Here is a 16,554-nt window from a genome sequence, read left to right on the forward strand (position 1 = left end):
CGTTATCATGCCCCCCCTTTTATTTGCCACAAGGCCGACTGCAATGACCGATTGGTCCCTCGACCAAGCCCGCAAGACCTACTCGATCCCGCATTGGGCGGATGGTTATTTCGATGTGGATCAGGCTGGGCACATGGTGGTGAGACCGACCGGGGCCGATGGCCCGGTGGTGTCGCTGCCCAAGGTGGTGGACGCCGCGCGCGCGGCCGGTGCCAAGCTGCCGCTGCTGGTGCGCTTCCCGGACATCCTCGGCCAGCGCCTGGGCAAGCTGCAGGCGGCCTTCGCCCAGGCCCAGCAGGACTGGGACTACACCGGCGGCTACACCGCCGTGTACCCGATCAAGGTGAACCAGCACCGTGGCGTGGCCGGCACCCTGGCCAGCCACCACGGCGAAGGCTTTGGCCTGGAAGCGGGCAGCAAGCCCGAACTCATGGCCGTGCTGGCGCTGTCGCGCCCGGGTGGCCTGATCGTCTGCAACGGTTACAAGGACCGCGAGTACATCCGCCTGGCCCTGATCGGCCGCAAGCTGGGCCTGCAGACCTTCATCGTCATCGAGAAGCCGTCCGAGCTGAAGCTGGTGCTGGAAGAATCCAAGGCACTGGACGTGAAGCCGGGCCTGGGCGTGCGCATGCGCCTGGCCTCGCTGGGCGCCGGCAAGTGGCAGAACAGCGGTGGCGACAAGGCCAAGTTCGGGCTGTCCCCGCGCCAGCTGCTGGACCTGTGGAAGTCGCTGCGCGATACCGAGTACGCCGACTGCCTGAGCCTGCTGCATTTCCACATGGGCTCGCAGATTTCCAACGTGCGCGACATCGCCAACGGCATGCGCGAGGCCACCCGCTATTTCGTCGAGCTGTCACAGCTGGGCGCGAAGATCACCCACGTGGACGTGGGTGGCGGCCTGGGCGTGGACTACGAAGGCACCCGTTCGCGCAGCTTCTGCTCGATCAATTACGGCCTGCATTCCTATGCCAGCAACATCGTGCAGCCGCTGGCCAACGCCTGCGAAGAACACGGCCTGACCCCGCCGCGCATCGTGACCGAGTGCGGCCGCGCGATGACCGCCCACCACGCGGTGCTGATCGCCAATGTCTCTGAAGTGGAGCAGGCGCAGGAAGGCCGCGTGCCGGACCAGCACGACGACGAGCCCGCGGCGATCCGCCACCTGCGCGAGATCCATGAGGAACTGGACGTGCGCCCGGCGGTGGAACTGTTCCAGGAAGCGCAGCACTTCCACGCCGAAGGCCTGGCCAGCTACGCGCTGGGCCAGATCGATCTGCCGCAGCGTGCGCGCATCGACGATCTGTTCTACGCCATCGCCCACGGCGTGCGTGCGCGCCTGAGCTATGACGAGAAGAGCCATCGCCCGGCGCTGGATGAATTGAACGAGCGCCTGGTCGACAAGTACTTCGTCAACTTCAGCGTGTTCGAGTCGATTCCCGATGCGTGGGCGATCGATCAGGTGTTCCCGATCGTGCCGATCGAGCGCCTGAACGAAACGCCGGACCGTCGCGGCATCATCGCCGACATGACCTGCGATTCGGACGGCATGGTGAAGACCTACGTCGAGAACGAAAGCCTGGACACCTCGCTGCCGCTGCATGCGATCAAGCACGGCGAAAGCTACCGCATCGGTTTCTTCATGGTGGGTGCCTACCAGGAGATCCTGGGCGACATCCACAACCTGTTCGGTGACACCGACGCGGTGGAAGTGCTGGCCGATGCCGATGGCTACGCGATCACCCAGCAGCGCCGTGGCGACACCACCGACGTGATGCTGGACTACGTGGGCTACAAGCTGGACGACCTGCGTGCGGCCTATGCCCAGCGCGTGGCGGCGGCCGACCTTTCGCCGGAACGGGCGCAGGAACTGTCGCAGGCGCTGGAAGCGGGCCTGACCGGTTACACCTACCTGTCCGACGAACCGCTGGTCTGATGATTACGGGAACGCCGGGCATGGCCCGGCGCTACCTGCCCTGATGAGCGCGCGCGCGATCTTCCATCTGTTCCTGCATGCCGCCGTGCCAGCCCTGCTGGCATGGCTGTTCTGGCGCAAGCGTTTCGCCTCGGCGTGGTTGTTGATGCTGCTGGGCTGGATCATCGACCTGGACCATCTGCTGGCCGACCCGATCTACGCGCCGAACCGCTGCAGCATCGGTTTCCACCCGCTGCACACCGCGCCGGCGATTGCGGTGTATGCCGGCCTGTGCGTGCCGAAGAAGACGCGACTGGTGGGCATCGGTTTGATCATCCACATCGTGTTGGATGCGATCGACTGCTGGTGGATGCACCAGCGCTGAGCCGAGCATGGCTCGGCTCTACAGGCATATGCGCCGCGTTGATGCCCTGTGTAGAGCCGAGCCCATGCTCGGCTGCTGTTCTGGCCACGCCCGGCGATCACCCCGCCAGCGGCAGCTCCAGCCGCGCGCGCAGCCCCGGGTTCTCGTTCGACAGCCGCAGTGAACCGCCATGGCTGGCGGCGATCTCCGCCGCAATCGCCAGGCCCAGGCCACTGCCTTCCACGCGTTCGTCCAGGCGTACGCCTCGTTGCAGCACGCTCTCCAGCTTGGCCTTGTCCAGCCCGGGGCCGTCGTCGCGCACTTCGATATGCAGGCGATCCTGCTGGGCCAGGGCGCGCAGGCGCACCTCGCTGCGCGCCCACTTGCCGGCGTTGTCCAGCAGGTTGCCCAGCATTTCTTCCAGATCGGTGCTGGCGCCGGCAAAGGTGAGGCCGGGGGCAACATCCATCTGGAATCGGATGTGGCGCCCGGCATGCACGCGCGTCATCAGCCGGCACAGCGCTTCGGCGGCCGGGGCCACCTCGCTGCGCTGCCGATGGTCCACCGCCAGCCCGGCGGCCAGATAGCGGTCGATGCTGGCCCGCATGCGCGCGCCCTGCTCGTGCAGGGTGCGCCGCCAGTCGCGGCCTTCGCCCTGGGCCTCGGCGGCCAGCACGCTCAACGGCGTCTTCAGCGCATGCGCCAGGTCTTCGGCACTGCTGCGCGCGCGCGCGACCATGCGCTGGTGGTGATCGAGCAGCGCATCGAGCTCATCGGCCAGCGGCACGATCTCGCGGTCCAGCCGGTCGCGGTCGATGCGCTCGGCCTCACCGCGGCGGATGCGTTCGAGCTGCTGGCCCAGCCCGCGCAGCGGACGCAGGCCGAACTGGATCTGGCTGGCCAGCACCGCCAGCCACGCGGCCACCAGCACGCCCAGGGCGATGAAGCTGCGCTGGCGGAACGTGGCGACGTCGGCATCCAGAGCGCTGCGGTCGTTGGCAACCACGGCGACGAACGGTGCCTGCGCGCGCGGCAGGCGCACCTGCTGCACCCGCGCCCGCAGCGACTGCTGCATCGGCCCGGGCAGGTTGCGTTCTGCCGCACCAACGGCCGCGGCGGCCAGCGTCTGGTCCCACAGCGAGCGCGACTGCAGCAGCACCCGCCCGCTGGCATCGGCGATCTGCCAGTAGGCGCCGGAGAACACCCGCTGGAAGCGCGCGTCGTTGGGTTCCTGGCGCAATTGCAGCTGGCCGTCGGCCGCCACTTCCATCTGCGCCACCAGGGTCAGCATGTCCTGCTGCAGCTCGTGGTCGAGGCGGTCGCGCGCGCTGCGCTTGAACAGTTCGCCCAGCAGGGCGCTGGCCAGCACCGAGACCAGGATCAGGCCGAGGCCGCCGGCCAGCAGCAGGCGGCGCCGCAGTGAGGGCTGCCGGCTCATGGCGCCGCCAGCCGCCAGCCCTGGCCACGCACGGTCTGGATCAGTTCGGCGCCGAGCTTGCGGCGCACCCGCCCCAGCAACACATCCAGCGCGTTGGAATCCGCATCCAGGCCGCCGTCGAAGACCTGTTCGCCCAGCCGGTCGCGGCCGATCACCTGGCCGACGTGGTGGATGAAATAGCTGAGCAGGCGGAATTCCTGCGGGCTGAGCGCCAGCGGCTGGCCATCCAGCTCGAAGCGCCCGCCGTTGATGTCCAGCTGCAACGGGCCGCAGTGCAGGCGCGGGCTGGCGTGGCCGTGGCTGCGGCGGATCAACGCGCGCAGGCGCAGCACCAGTTCGTCGGCCTGGAAGGGTTTGGTGAGGTAGTCGTCGGCGCCGGCATCGAAGCCGGCCAGCTTGTCGTGCCAGCGCCCGCGCGCGGTCAGCACCAGCACCGGGAAGTGGCGCCCGTTGCCGCGCCAGCGCTCGATCACGCTCAGCCCATCCAGCCCGGGCAGGCCGAGGTCGACGATGGCCGCCTGCAGCTCCTCGATCTGGCCGATCTCCTCGGCCTGGCGCCCATCGGACACCGCTTCCACCACATAACCGGCCTGTTCCAGCAACGGCACCAGGCGTTGCACCAGCGCGGCATCGTCCTCGACCAGCAGGATACGCATCAGTCGTCGAGCTCCGTCTTCAGCAGCTTTCCATTGCGCGCATCATAGTCCAGCTCCACCACCACGCCGTCGCCACGCAGGATCTCCACCTCGTAGACGCCGTCATCCAGCTCCACTTCCAGCAGCTGGCCGGGGTAGCGCCGCAGGGCATCGCGGACCACGCCTTCCAGTGGCACGTAGCGGCCCTGCTGCACCGCGCGGCGTGCGACCTGCTGGGCAGGGTCCTGCACGGGCGCGGCGGCGATCGGGGCGCTGGCCATGGCCAGCAGCAAGGGCAGGGTGGAGAGCATCACGCACGCCGCAAAGAGAAGGGGAACGGGCGTGAGTGTGCCGATGGCGACTAACTGTTGGCTAACAGCCGTGGCTAGGGCGCTGTTACCCCGGGCAGGCATCGTGGCGTTGCCGGGATGGTCCGGTCACGAACAGGAGAACCCCCATGTTGAAGTCGCTCACCCTCGCCACCGTTGCCACCCTGGCGCTTGTGCCGGCCGTGCAGGCCGCGCCGCTGGGCCTGGCCCAGGCCGAACAGGCCCTGCGCAAGGCCGGCTACACCCAGATTCACCAGATCGAACGCGAGGATGGCCTGTGGGAAGCGGACGTGAGCCGCGCCGATGGCCGCTTCAGCGAGGTCTTTGTGGACCCCAAGACCGGCGAGATCTTCGACGAGCACAGCGGCCGGGCGCTGCTGAGCACCGAGCAGGTGCTGGCACGGGCACAGGCGCATGGCCTGCGTGACATCCACTCGCTGGAACGCGATGGCGCGACCTGGACGCTGGAAGCCCGCAATGCGCGCAACCAGAAGGTGGAAGTGCGCCTGAGTGGCCATGACGGCCGCATCCTGCACAGCGAGCGCGACGGCTGGCTGGATTGATTCCGGCCGATGTAGAGCCGAGCCCATGCTCGGCTTTGCGGCCAACAACAGCCGAGCATGGGCTCGGCTCTACAGAATGATTACCAGCCGTACGGCGGCGGGTAATCCCAGCCCGGGCCACGGCCGTAATAGCCGCCATAGGGGCCGAAGAAGCCCGGGCCCTTGCCCTCGCTCACATGGATGTTGAGGTTGACCCCGCGGGTCTTGCCTTCATCGGTGGTGTAGTTCTTGCTCAGGTTCAGCGTGGCCGCGTTGTAGTGGCTGTTGCCGCCGCCCTTGGAATAGCCGATGCCGGTGGTGAAGCTGCCGGACACCTTGACCTTGTCGTCGGTCACATCGGCGATCTTCGCGTCGTCGTGCACGCGCGGGCCGCTCTTGTCACCGTAATAGGTGCCGGGCGGATCCTGCTGTACGGACGGATCGTTGAGGTAGCGCATCGGCGCCTGCGGCAGGGTCAGATCCAGGCCAGCGGCCTGCGGCGCGGTGGCGCCGGCAGCGGACTGGGCCAGCACGGTTCCCGGCAGGGCCAGGCACAGCAGCAGGGTGAGGGGGCGGATCATCACGGCGCTCCAGCGGACAGGGACCACGCAACATGCGGCGGTACAGCCCGACGCTAGCAGGGCCAGCTTGAATGATGCCTGTCGCGGGCCCGTAGAGTCGAGCTTGCTCGACTGCCGCCCTCGTAGAGTCGAGCTTGCTCGACTGTGATGGGCAGAAGCAGTCGAGCAAGCTCGACTCTATCCAGGCGTTACGCCACCCGCCCGAACCCGAACAGCTCCTCCAGCGGGTGCTTCCGCCGCTCGATGCGGGCCCGCAGCAGCTGCGCGCCGATCATGGAATAGGTGATTCCGTTGCCGCCGTAGGCCATGGCGAAATGCACCCGCGGGCCCCACTGCGCGTGCGGGCCGAAGAACGGCAGGCCGTCGGCGGTCTCGGCGAAGGTGCCGGCCCAGGAGAAGGCGGGCACCGGGTCCAGCCGTGGGAACCAGTGCCGCAGCTGCTTCATCAGCTGGTCGGCCTTGCGCTGTACACGGCGGTCGCGCCGGGCGGGGATATCGATGGCGTCGTCCAGGCCCCCCACCAGCAGCCGGTGGTCGCCGGTGGCGCGCAGGTACAGGTAGGGCCGTGCGCTTTCCCACACCATCGTGTTCCGTAGCCGCCCCAGCAGGTCTGTGTCGATGGGATCGGTGATGAAGGCATAGCTGCTGCGGTTGCGGGCCACGCGCTGATCGAGCCAGCGCTGGTTGGCATAGCCCATCGCCAGCACCACATGGCGCGCACGCAGGGTGGCATCGTCTTCGGTGCGAGCGCTCACGCCACGCGTGCTGGGCGTGAGCGTATGCAGGACGGTGCGGTCATGCACGTGGCCACCGCGCCGGCGCACACGCTGCAGCAGCGCATAGGTCAGCCGGTACGGGTCCACGCGGGCCGCCTGCCGGGTCAGCAGAGCGCCGCCGCCCGCCACGTCGAAGCGCTCGCGCAACGCCTCCGGCCCCAGCCAGCGGGCATCCAGGCCGATGCTGCGGCGGGCATCGCCTTCGGCCATCAGGCGTGGCACGTCGCGCGTGCGGCTGGCCAGGTACAGGCTGTCCATCCGCTTGAAATCCACGTCTTTCAGGCCGTGCGCCACCTCGCCCAGCGCCGGGATCGCCTCGGCACAGGCGAGGTAGGCCGCCGCCGCCGCGTCATGGCCGTAGCGCTGGGTCAGTTCCAGCAGGTGCGTGTCGATCTCGTACTGCAGCAGCGCCGTGCTGGCGGCGGTGCTGCCCCAGCCGATGTCGCGCTGCTCGATCACCGCAACATCCTGGCCATGCCGGGACAGTTCGTCGGCGATCAGCGCACCGGTAATGCCGCCGCCGACCACCAGCACGTCGCAGCGCAGGTCCTGCTGCAGCGGCGGGAAGGCGTGGATCAGGCCGTTGCGTACCGCCCACCACGGGTAGCCACTCTTGAGGTCCATGGCGGTGGGAGATCAGGCCGTGGGCTGGCCGGTATGCGGGGTCTGGATCAGTTCGGACAGATCGAAGCCCTGCAGGCGTGCGGCCGCCAGATAATGGTCCTGCACGGTGGCGTCCAGGCGGGGCTCGCGGGCCAGCAGCCACAGGTACTTGCGATCGGGGCTGCCGACCAGCGACACGCTGTAGTCCGGCGCGACCTGGATCACCCAGTAGTCGCCCTTGGCGAACGGCAGCCAGCGCAGGCCCTTGGGCAGGAAGCTGACCTCCAGCCGCGCGCTGTCGTTGTCGATGGCGCAGGCTTCGCCGCTGGCCTCCTCGATCTCACCGTCCATGCGGCAGCGGTTGGTGACCCCGACGTTGCCGTTGTCGAGCAGGGTGTAGTGCGCCGACACATCGGTGCAGCCCTCCGGTTCGTGGCGCATGGGCAGGCGCGCGATCTCGTACCAGGTGCCCAGGTAGCGGGGCAGGCGCAGGTCGGCAACGGTCTTCAGCGGCGGCAGTTCGGTCATCGGTGGGCAAAGCTGGGCAGGGGCCCCCACGATGCCGATGGCCCTGCCACGGACGGGTGAAGCCGGGGCGATGGCCGTGTCCAGAACGTTGCGTCGCCCCGGCGCTGCGTCCGCTGTCACCGGCGCGGCGGTATCCTGCCGCCAGCGCCGGTCTTTTCCGTTCCAACCGAGGTGGAGGTGCCGATGTACCAGGTGATCCTGTTGAAGAGTGAATCCGCGTTCGCGCGCGAGCAGTGGCCACAGGTCGATGACCTGGTGGATTACGAAGGAGTCAGCTACAGCCTGCGTGCCGGCCCGCGCCAGCCGCTGCCCACCGACCACGACTGGCACCCGGTGGCGGTGTATGCGCCGGACGAGATCACCGAGGAAGAGTTCCAGGACTGGTACGCGTTGCAGCAGCCCACCGTGGAAGAGCTGCGGCTGAAGTACTGATGCTGGCGATGGGGCGTGGGACCGCGCAGACGGGTAGCGTCGAGCTTGCTCGACGGCCTTGCGCCCATATCGCACACCCCCGCGCTGCGCGCGATAGTCGACCAGCGGTCGACTCTACCCAGCGGACCCCGTCCGTGCCGGAAATGGGGGCTGCCGCGTAGCGTCGAGCTTGCTCGACGGCTTTTCGCCCAGATCGCACACCCCCGCGCTGCGCGCGATAGTCGACCAGCGGTCGACTCTACCCAGCGGACCCCGTCCGTGCCGGAAATGGCGGCTGCCGCGTAGCGTCGAGCTTGCTCGACGGCTTTTCGCCCAGATCGCACACCCCCGCGCTGCGCGCGATAGTCGACCAGCGGTCGACTCTACCCAGCGGGCCCCTGCGTTCTGGCAATGGGTGAGGCCGCGTAGCGTCGAGCTTGCTCGACGGCCCTTCCATCCGCCCTTTACCGGCTCTGCCGTATAGTCGCGCGCAGGCGCGGTGGTCCGCGTGAACCGGTGTGGCTGGCTTGTCTTCCTTCCTGCAATTGATCCGTAAACGGGGGCCCTGGCTGGCCCTGCTGCTGTGCAGCGTCTTCCTGTTGTCCGCGCCGGTACTGGCGCAGGATGAGGACCCCACGCCCAAGCAGCAGCTGGCGGACATCGATGCGAAGCTGAAGGACGTTGACCGCAAGCGCGGCGATGCGGAGGCCATCGAAACACTGGCCATGCTGTCCGAGGACGCCTCGAAGGCGCGGCGTGATGCCGAGGCACTGGAAAAGGCGCTGCAGCCGCAGAAGGACCGGCTCGACGAACAACTGGCGCAGCTGGGCACGCCCGCCGAAGGCGTTACCGAGCCGCCCGAACTGGCAGCGCAACGACGCACCCTCACCAAGCAGCGCGACAACCTGGCCGCCTCGGTCGCGCAGGCCAAGGCCAGCGCTGTGCGCGCGCAGCAGCTGGCGACCGACATCGACCAGCAGCGCACTGCACAGCGCACCGAAGAGCTGGGCCAGAAGGTGGCCTCGCCGTTGTCGCCGGCATTGTGGAGCAACGTCGCCGAGCGCTTGCCGATCGACATCGCGCGCGTTGCCCCGCTGGCCGAGCAGGGGCGCGCTGCGCTGGTAGCCGGCATCGCCACCCATGGCTGGGGCACCCTGCTGCTGGGCGTGGTGGTGGCCCTGGTGATGATGTTCCCCCTGCGGCTGTGGCTGCGCGCGCTGGGGCGGCGCTTTGCCGCGTCCGAGCGTGCGCCCGATGGCCGCCTGCGCCGTTCCGGCCTGGCCATGTGGCTGCTGCTGGTGGGCACGCTGCTGCCCGGCTACGCGGTGGTGGTACTGATGGCAGCACTGAAGGCCATCGATGCGATCGCACCGCGCCTGCAGGTGGTGGCCGACGGCCTGGAGACCGCGACCTTCCGCGCCGCCTTCATCGCCGCACTCAGTGCCTGCCTGCTGGTGCCCAAGCGCCCATCGTGGCGCCTGTTGAACCTGGATGACACCGCCGCGCTGAAGCTGCGCAAGTACGCCTGGGGCGCGGCAGCCCTGGCCTGGCTGAGCACGGTGCTGGTGGCGATTGACCAGGCCACACGCACCAGCGATGTGACCACGGTGGCGCTGGATGGCCTGATCGCGCTGACCTACCTCGGCCTGATCATGGCCATGCTGGTGACGCTGGCCCGCCTGCACCGCCGGCAGACCGCCGAAGCCGAAGCCAAGCTGGAGGCACAGGCCGACGGGCAGGGCGCGAGTACGCCGGTGCGGCGCAGCAGCTGGTTGGTGCTGGCCCGGGTGGCCGGCAACATCGCGGTGGTGGCCGCCATCGTTGCAACGTTGCTGGGCTATCTGAACTTCGCCAAGTTCGTGAACCAGCAGCTGATCGGCGGCAGCATCGTGGTGCTGGCCGCAACCCTGCTGTTCAAGTTCGTGGATGACCTGAGCACCTGGATGCTCAACGCCGACAGCAAAGTCGGCCAGACCATCCTGCTCAGCACCGGCCTGAGCGTCTCGCGGCTGGAGCAGGCCGGCGTGCTGCTGTCGGCGGCGCTGCGTACGCTCGTCGTGCTGATCGCACTGCTGGCACTGGTGGCGCCGTTCGGCAACATCGGTGCAGTGGTGGAACGCTTCTCCTCGCTGCTTACCACCGGCATCCCGTTGGGCGGTACCACGCTGAAGCCGATGCGGATCGTGCTGGCAGTGGCCGTGCTGCTGGCCGGATTGGCGGTGACCCAGCTGGTGCAGCGCTGGCTGACTGATACCTACCTGCCCAAGACCGAGCTGGACCTGGGTGCGCGCAATTCGGTCAGTACCGTCGCCCGCTACCTGGGCATCATCATTGCGGTGATCTGGGCGCTGACGGCGATGGGTCTGGAACTGACCAAGCTCGCGCTGCTGGTCAGCGCGCTGTCGGTGGGTATCGGCTTCGGCCTGCAGGTGATCACCCAGAACTTCGTCTCCGGCCTGATCCTGCTGGCCGAGCGCCCGGTGAAGATCGGTGACTGGGTGAAGCTGGGTGACCAGGAAGGCGACATCCGCCGCATCAGCCTGCGTTCGACCGAGATCCAGGTGAGCGACCGGTCCACGCTGATCGTGCCCAATTCCGAGCTGGTCACCAAGACCGTGCGCAACATGACGATGGGCAACAACCAGGGGCGCATCCAGATCCAGTTCGCAGTGCCGCCCAGCACCGATGTCGGCAGCCTGCGCGATGCGCTGTTGCAGGCCTACGCCGCGCATACCAACGTGCTGAAGCAGCCGGAGCCGTCGGTCTACATCGACAGCATCGCCGGAGGGCAGATCACCATCAACAGCTTTGCCTATGTGGCCAGCCCGCGGCAGGTGTACGCCACCCGCAGCGATCTGTACTTCAGCCTGCTGCAGATTCTGGCCGAGCGGAACATTCCGCTGTCGACGCCGACCGACATCCACATCACCCGCGACCCGCAGGATTAAGGGGCTCTGCAGGGCTACGCCCTGCACCCGCGGTAGTGCCGGCCGCTGGCCGGCAACATCGATCCGCCCCCTTGCGCCGAGCGTATCCACGCATGGCGTGGATCTACCCGCGCGGTCGGCTGCGCGAGGGCACCAGTGCGAAGGTATCCACCGCCAGCTTCTCGGCATGGTTCAACCACGCGCGGATCTCCAGATCGTCCACTTCGTGGTCCAGCCCGAACGACACGTTGATCTTGCCGTCCGCATCAGGCTGCACCCACTGCTGGGCCAGCACCACCTTGCGCTGCGAGGACACCGCTTCGATCCAGAAGCCGCGATCCGGGCGCGTGCTCGCCACCAGCTGCAGCATGTACTGGCCGGCACGGGTGCGACGGCCCTTCTGGGTGATCATGTGCGCCTGGCGCACGCTCGGGCGTGGGCCCTGGAACGCATCCAGTGGCGCATCCACGGCGATGCCACCACGCAGGTCGTTGTCGCGGTACAGCTTGATGCCGTTATCGCGGTTGACCAGCAGCGCACACCAGTCGCCATCAGCCGAGCCATCCTCGAAGGCGGTACAGCGATCGACATAGGCCAGCGTGTTGTCCGGGTTCGCATCATCGAACTGGCGCGAGGTGTTCTCCAGGTACACCGACTTCAGGCCCCAGTTCTTGTCGTACTCCAGCAGCACCGGCGGCTGCACCTGCTGCAGGCCGACCAGCACCTGGTCGTCGCCGTTGATCTTCAGTTCGCGGGTGGGCTCGCCCAGCCACAGCGAGCGGGCGAAGGCGAGGTACTGCGGGTAATCGCGGCCGCCCTCGCGGCGGGTGGCCACGCTGGCGCTGGGCGCGCGCTGCGGGTCGATCAGCGACCGGCCAAAGCCCATCGTCTTCAGGTTCGGGTCCAGCAGGCTGAGCAGGGTGGCGCCCGAATCCAGCGTGGTGCCGGCGTCGCTGGCCAGCTGGCGTGGCGCGATGCCCTCACCGAGGAACAGCAGCAGGTTCTCGCGCTTCTGCCGGGTCAGGATGTGGCTCAGATCGTTGGGCATGGCCAGATGATCGGAGGCGATCACGATCAGCGTGTCCTTGCCGTACGGGCTGGCCTGGATGCGCTGCACCAGCTGCGAGATCAGCCGATCGCTGCATTTCAGCGCGTTGAGCATGTTGATGTTGCCGTACGGGCCCTGGTAGCGCTGGCCCTTGCAGGCCACCGGCAGATGCCCGGCCGGATGGTGCGTATCCATGGTCAGCGTGGTCAGCATGAACGGCGCCCCCTCGCGCGACAGCTGCTCAAAGCGCTGGTAGGCCGTATCCAGCAGCACGTCGTCGTGCACGCCCCATGGCGAGTAGTGCACGCGGCCGATCTTCTTCTGCTGCTTGAACCAGTCCAGATCGTGTACTTCGTCGAAACCGTGGCTGGCCAGGAACTGGCCCTTGCCGGCGAAACGGCCGTTGGCACCGCCCAGGTAGTGGTTGGTATAGCCCTGCTGCTTCAGGTAGTCGCCCAGGCACACCGCCTTGGGCAGGAAGCTGCCCATGCGGTCCATGCTGTTCTCATCGCCTTGCGAGGTGGTCAGCGGCACGCCGCACATCGACGACACCAGCCCGGCGATGGTCCAGCCGCTGCCTTCGGCCGAGGCCAGCCCGCGCACGTCCAGCGATCTGGCGGCCAGCCGGTTGAGGTTGGGCATCAGGCCGGGAAACACCGCCTCGTCCAGATAGGTGCGCTCCAGGCTTTCACCGTAGATCCAGACGATGTTGCGCGGGCGCTGCAGCGGCTGCGTCGGCACCTGGTATTCAGGGGCGATGCGGGCGAAATCGACGGGGCGCAGCTGCTGGTAAAGACGCTGGCCGTCGCGGGCCAGCGGGCTGATCATGACCGTGGCCAGCCACACCGCCGCGAAACCGGCAAACCATGCACTGCCTGGGCCGGGTCGGCGCCAGCGCTTCACCCGCGTGGCGAACAGCGGCAGCAGCGAGACCAGCGCCAGCACGATGAAGCCGGCGATATAGCCCTTGAAGTCGGAGACGCCGGCGCCTTCCATGTCCGCGCCGAGGTGGTACAGGGTGGCGGCATTGAGCCCATCACCAGACAGCTTGTCGATCAGCCACCACGCGCTGAGCATGAGCAGCAGCAGCGAGAACGCACTGGCCTTCCACCACACCCACTTGTCGGACGCGAGGAACAACCAGCACAGCAGCAACAACGACAGCAGCAGTATCCAGAGCATAGGCAGCTTCGGCAGTGGCGGGGTGGTGGTGATGGACGTCGTACCGACGCGTGTCCATCCGACCGGCGCTGCCGCAAGCACATACACATGACAGGCCGATGACCCGATAGTGCATGCACGAAGCTGACTGAAATGTTTGTTGAGATGACGCGCGCGAAATCGCGCTCAGAAGGTAAAACGAGCGTGAAAGGCTTCGTTGGATTGCATTAAAAACCGCATGAATACGGCGGTTTGTTCGACGTCAACGATGACCCCGTTCCTCGCGTGCACGCGCGCGACGATCGAACAGCAAGGCGCTGGTCACGATGCCCAACCCCAGCACCACACCGATCAACAACAGCACCAGCGCGATCAGTGGATAGCCGAACAGATGCCATCCAGTGTCGATCTTCATCATCATCGCAGCAGCCATGATCAAGGCGGCACTGATGATGCCGGCGGCCACGCGGTTGGCGATCTTCTGCAGATTTTCCATCAACCGCGATTCTTCCAGCCCGGTCACTTTCATCTGCAGGCGGTTCTCGGCCAGCAGCGCCATGATGTCCGACAGCTTGCGCGGCCCGTCGCGCAGCAGCTGCTGCAGTTCCATCGCCTCGCTGGCGATGTTGGCCGCCGACAGCGATTTCTTCAGGCGTGCGCGCATCACGTGCTGCAGCTGACGCTCGACGATACGGCGCGTGTCCAACTCCGGCGCCAGCAGCCGGCACACGGTTTCCAGGTTGAGCAGGGCCTTGCCCAGCAGGCTCAGTTCCGGTGGCGTGCGCAGCCCACAGGCGGTGGCGATGCGCACCATGTCCAGCACCACGCGGCCTTCGGAAAAGCTGCCACTGGCCGCGTAGCGTGCGATCAGCTGGCCGGTTTCGCGCAGGTAGCGCTCTTCGTCGAACGCTTCCAGCCGCGTACTGATGCTGATCAGGTCATCGGCCACTTCCTCGCCACGGCCATCGACGGCGGCGAACAGGATCTTCAGCAGGCGTTCGCGCAGGCGCGGCGGCATGTGCGCGACCATGCCCAGGTCGAAGATCGCCAGACGCCCGTCGGGCATCACCCGCAGGTTGCCTGGATGTGGATCGGCGTGGATTTCGCCGTGCACGAAGATCTGGTCCAGGTAGCCACGGATCAGCGCGGCCGCCAGCGGGTCCATCGATTGTTCGGTGCGGCGCACGCCGGGAATCGCATCCACGCGCACGCCGGTGGCCAGCTCCATGGTCAGCACGCGCTGGCTGCTGTAGTCCCAGATCGGCTGCGGCACCCACAGCCGGCGGAAGGGCTTGAGGTGGCGCCCGAAGCGCGACAGGTTCTCGGCCTCGGCGTGGTAGTCCAGCTCCTGCATCAGCGTCTTGGCGAACTCGTTGAGCCAGTCGCGCAGCCGAACGCGGCGGCCAACCTGGGTCAGATGGTCGGCGGCCAGCGCAAAGCTGCGCAGCGCTTCCAGGTCCGAACGCACCTGCGCGGCGACCTCGGGTTTCTGCACCTTCACCGCGACCTGGCGGCCATCGTGCAGCACCGCGCGATGCACCTGGGCCAGCGAAGCGCACCCCAGTGGCTCGGGGTCGAACGCGGCGAACAGCTTGTTCACCGGCGCCCCCAGTTCCTGCTCGACGATGGCGTGGATGCGCTCGACCGGTACCTCGGCCACCTTTTCCTGCATGCGCTCCAGCGCGGTGGCGAACTCCACCGGCACCATGTCCGGGCGCGTGGACAGCATCTGGCCCAGTTTGACGAAGGTCGGCCCCAGCGCTTCCAGGTCGCTGACGAACTGCTCCGGGTTGCCATCGGCCGGCACGTCGGCGTGGTTGCTGGCCGCGTTCAGGTTCATGCCCGAGAACACGCCTGAATGGCGGTAGCGCATCAACAGGCGCAGGATCTGGCTGCGCCGGTTCATGCCCTTGACCAGCGGAGGATTGCCAGCGGCGGTGGGCGGGTTGCTCAAGCGGAACTCCCATGCGGCGAAGACGGGGTAGTACCGGCCGCTGGCCGGCAGTGTGCGGGTCCTGCAGTGTCGCCGGGGCAGGGTAGGCACGCGGTGAACTCGCCGGCTTCCGCAGCGGCCCCGGTATCGGTCAGAATCCGCTCATTCCCTCTCTTGGACGCCCCATGGCCGGTGCCAGCCTGTTTGCCCTGCTCGACGATATCGCTTCCCTGCTCGACGATGTCTCGGTGCTGACCAAGGTCGCTGCCAAGAAGACCGCGGGCGTGCTCGGCGACGACCTGGCGCTGAACGCGCAGCAGGTGACCGGCGTCAACGCCAACCGCGAGCTGCCGGTGGTATGGGCGGTGGCCAAGGGCTCGCTGGTGAACAAGGTGATCCTGGTCCCGGCGGCGCTGGCGATCAGCGCGCTGGAGGCGTGGCTGCATGGCCGCGGCTGGAACGTGCCGCTGATCGTGCCGCTGATGATGATCGGCGGTGCGTTCCTGTGCTTCGAGGGCGTGGAGAAGCTGGCGCACCGCTTCCTGCATTCCTCCGACGACGACGCCCAACGCCAGGCCGAGCGCCGCAAGGCGCTGGCGGATGCCGAAGTGGACATGGTGGCGTGGGAGAAGGACAAGGTGAAGGGCGCGATCCGCACCGACTTCATTCTTTCGGCCGAGATCATCGTGCTCACCCTGGGCGTGGTCGCCACCGCGCCGTTCACCAACCAGGTGGTCACGCTGGCGGTGGTCGCGCTGGCGATGACGGTGTTCGTGTATGGCCTGGTGGCGGGCATCGTCAAGCTCGACGACGTCGGCCTGTACCTGTCGCGCAAGGGCGGTGCGGTTGCGGCCTTCGGTCGTGGCCTGGTTGCCTCGGCGCCCTGGTTGATGAAGTTCCTGTCGGTGGCCGGCACCATCGCCATGTTCCTGGTCGGTGGCGGCATCCTGGTACACAACGTGCCGGCGCTGCACCACGCGGTGCTGGCGATGGGCGGCGAAGGGTCGTGGGGTTGGCTGATCAGTGCCGCAGCCAACATGGTGGTGGGCATCGTCGCCGGTGCCATCGTGCTGGCGGCGGTGACCGGGTTCCAGAAGCTGCGCGGGAAGTAACGTGTAGAGCCGAGCCCACGCTCGGCTGCTCTACGGCGCTCCGCGCCGCCGCCCGAGCATGGGCTCGGGCGCTACAGAGTCCGCACGCTGGATCATCACCCCGCCTGCACCCGGTTCTTGCCCTGGCGCTTGGCCGCATACAGCGCATCATCGCCGGTGCCCTCGTGCTGGCGGTGGTGACCGGGTTCCAGAAGCTGCGCGGGAAGTAATCTGTAGAGCCGAGCCCACGCTCGGCTGCTCTACGGCGCTGCGCG

The 16,554-nt window shown here is 67.6% G+C and carries 14 protein-coding genes; 6 read left to right on the forward strand and 8 right to left on the reverse strand.

Translation table 11 applies throughout. The features are described from left to right. Positions 1-43: 43 nt before the first annotated feature. Together speA and C9412_RS18010 are read left to right on the forward strand one after the other, a co-directional pair. Positions 44-1,933: an arginine decarboxylase gene (gene speA / locus C9412_RS18005; protein WP_107232872.1), complete on the forward strand. Its 1,890-nt coding sequence runs from the start codon at positions 44-46 to the stop codon at positions 1,931-1,933. Between the two features lie 43 nt (positions 1,934-1,976). Further along, entirely contained in the window at positions 1,977-2,297 is a 321-nt protein-coding gene (locus tag C9412_RS18010) for a DUF6122 family protein (RefSeq protein ID WP_107232873.1), read from the forward strand. 97 nt (positions 2,298-2,394) lie between these two features. Here the strand turns inward: C9412_RS18010 and C9412_RS18015 are convergent, their stop codons facing one another. The 3 genes from C9412_RS18015 to C9412_RS18025 are packed head-to-tail and all read right to left on the reverse strand — an operon-like array spanning position 2,395 to position 4,660. Then, positions 2,395-3,714, reverse strand: coding sequence for an ATP-binding protein (locus C9412_RS18015; protein WP_107232874.1), 1,320 nt, complete (start codon positions 3,712-3,714; stop codon positions 2,395-2,397). After that, positions 3,711-4,370: a response regulator transcription factor gene (locus C9412_RS18020; RefSeq protein WP_107232875.1), complete on the reverse strand. Its 660-nt coding sequence runs from the start codon at positions 4,368-4,370 to the stop codon at positions 3,711-3,713. Before C9412_RS18020 ends, C9412_RS18015 begins: the two co-directional genes overlap by 4 nt. After that, on the reverse strand, positions 4,370-4,660 hold the full coding sequence (locus C9412_RS18025) for a PepSY domain-containing protein (protein ID WP_107232876.1): 291 nt from the start codon (positions 4,658-4,660) through the stop codon (positions 4,370-4,372). Before C9412_RS18025 ends, C9412_RS18020 begins: the two co-directional genes overlap by 1 nt. Positions 4,661-4,806: 146 nt before the next feature. On the opposite strand from C9412_RS18025, the gene C9412_RS18030 reads away from it, so the two are divergent. Next, entirely contained in the window at positions 4,807-5,241 is a 435-nt protein-coding gene (locus C9412_RS18030; protein WP_107232877.1) for a PepSY domain-containing protein, read from the forward strand. Positions 5,242-5,321: 80 nt separating this feature from the next. On the opposite strand, the gene C9412_RS18035 is transcribed toward C9412_RS18030, so the two are convergent. The 3 genes from C9412_RS18035 to C9412_RS18045 form a co-directional block, all read right to left on the reverse strand. Continuing rightward, positions 5,322-5,801, reverse strand: a complete 480-nt coding sequence (locus C9412_RS18035) for a hypothetical protein (protein WP_107232878.1) — start codon at positions 5,799-5,801, stop codon at positions 5,322-5,324. A gap of 188 nt (positions 5,802-5,989) precedes the next feature. Beyond that, on the reverse strand, positions 5,990-7,201 hold the full coding sequence (locus C9412_RS18040) for an FAD-dependent oxidoreductase (protein WP_107232879.1): 1,212 nt from the start codon (positions 7,199-7,201) through the stop codon (positions 5,990-5,992). 12 nt (positions 7,202-7,213) lie between these two features. Then, entirely contained in the window at positions 7,214-7,708 is a 495-nt protein-coding gene (locus tag C9412_RS18045) for a lipocalin family protein (protein WP_107232880.1), read from the reverse strand. Between the two features lie 183 nt (positions 7,709-7,891). Here C9412_RS18045 and C9412_RS18050 point away from each other — a divergent pair, with 183 nt between their 5' ends. Both C9412_RS18050 and C9412_RS18055 read left to right on the forward strand, forming a co-directional pair. Beyond that, the gene (locus C9412_RS18050) at positions 7,892-8,140 is read left to right on the forward strand and encodes a hypothetical protein (RefSeq protein ID WP_006474562.1); all 249 of its coding nucleotides are present in this window, start codon (positions 7,892-7,894) and stop codon (positions 8,138-8,140) included. A 497-nt stretch (positions 8,141-8,637) separates the two neighbouring features. Further along, a complete protein-coding gene (locus C9412_RS18055; RefSeq protein ID WP_107232881.1) occupies positions 8,638-11,067 on the forward strand; it encodes a DUF3772 domain-containing protein in 2,430 nt (809 codons plus the stop codon). Positions 11,068-11,170: 103 nt separating this feature from the next. Here the strand turns inward: C9412_RS18055 and C9412_RS18060 are convergent, their stop codons facing one another. Further along, a complete protein-coding gene (locus tag C9412_RS18060; protein WP_107232882.1) occupies positions 11,171-13,276 on the reverse strand; it encodes a phosphoglycerol transferase I in 2,106 nt (701 codons plus the stop codon). Positions 13,277-13,517: 241 nt separating this feature from the next. Continuing rightward, positions 13,518-15,209 carry an AarF/UbiB family protein gene (locus C9412_RS18065; RefSeq protein WP_107232883.1) on the reverse strand — a complete coding sequence of 564 codons (1,692 nt, stop codon included), beginning with the start codon at positions 15,207-15,209 and terminating at the stop codon, positions 13,518-13,520. A gap of 164 nt (positions 15,210-15,373) precedes the next feature. Here C9412_RS18065 and C9412_RS18070 point away from each other — a divergent pair, with 164 nt between their 5' ends. Next, a complete protein-coding gene (locus tag C9412_RS18070; protein WP_107232884.1) occupies positions 15,374-16,300 on the forward strand; it encodes a DUF808 domain-containing protein in 927 nt (308 codons plus the stop codon). Positions 16,301-16,554: the final 254 nt, after the last annotated feature.

Origin of the sequence: Stenotrophomonas sp. Nf1 (assembly GCF_003028475.1) — a bacterium.
Lineage (GTDB): Bacteria > Pseudomonadota > Gammaproteobacteria > Xanthomonadales > Xanthomonadaceae > Stenotrophomonas.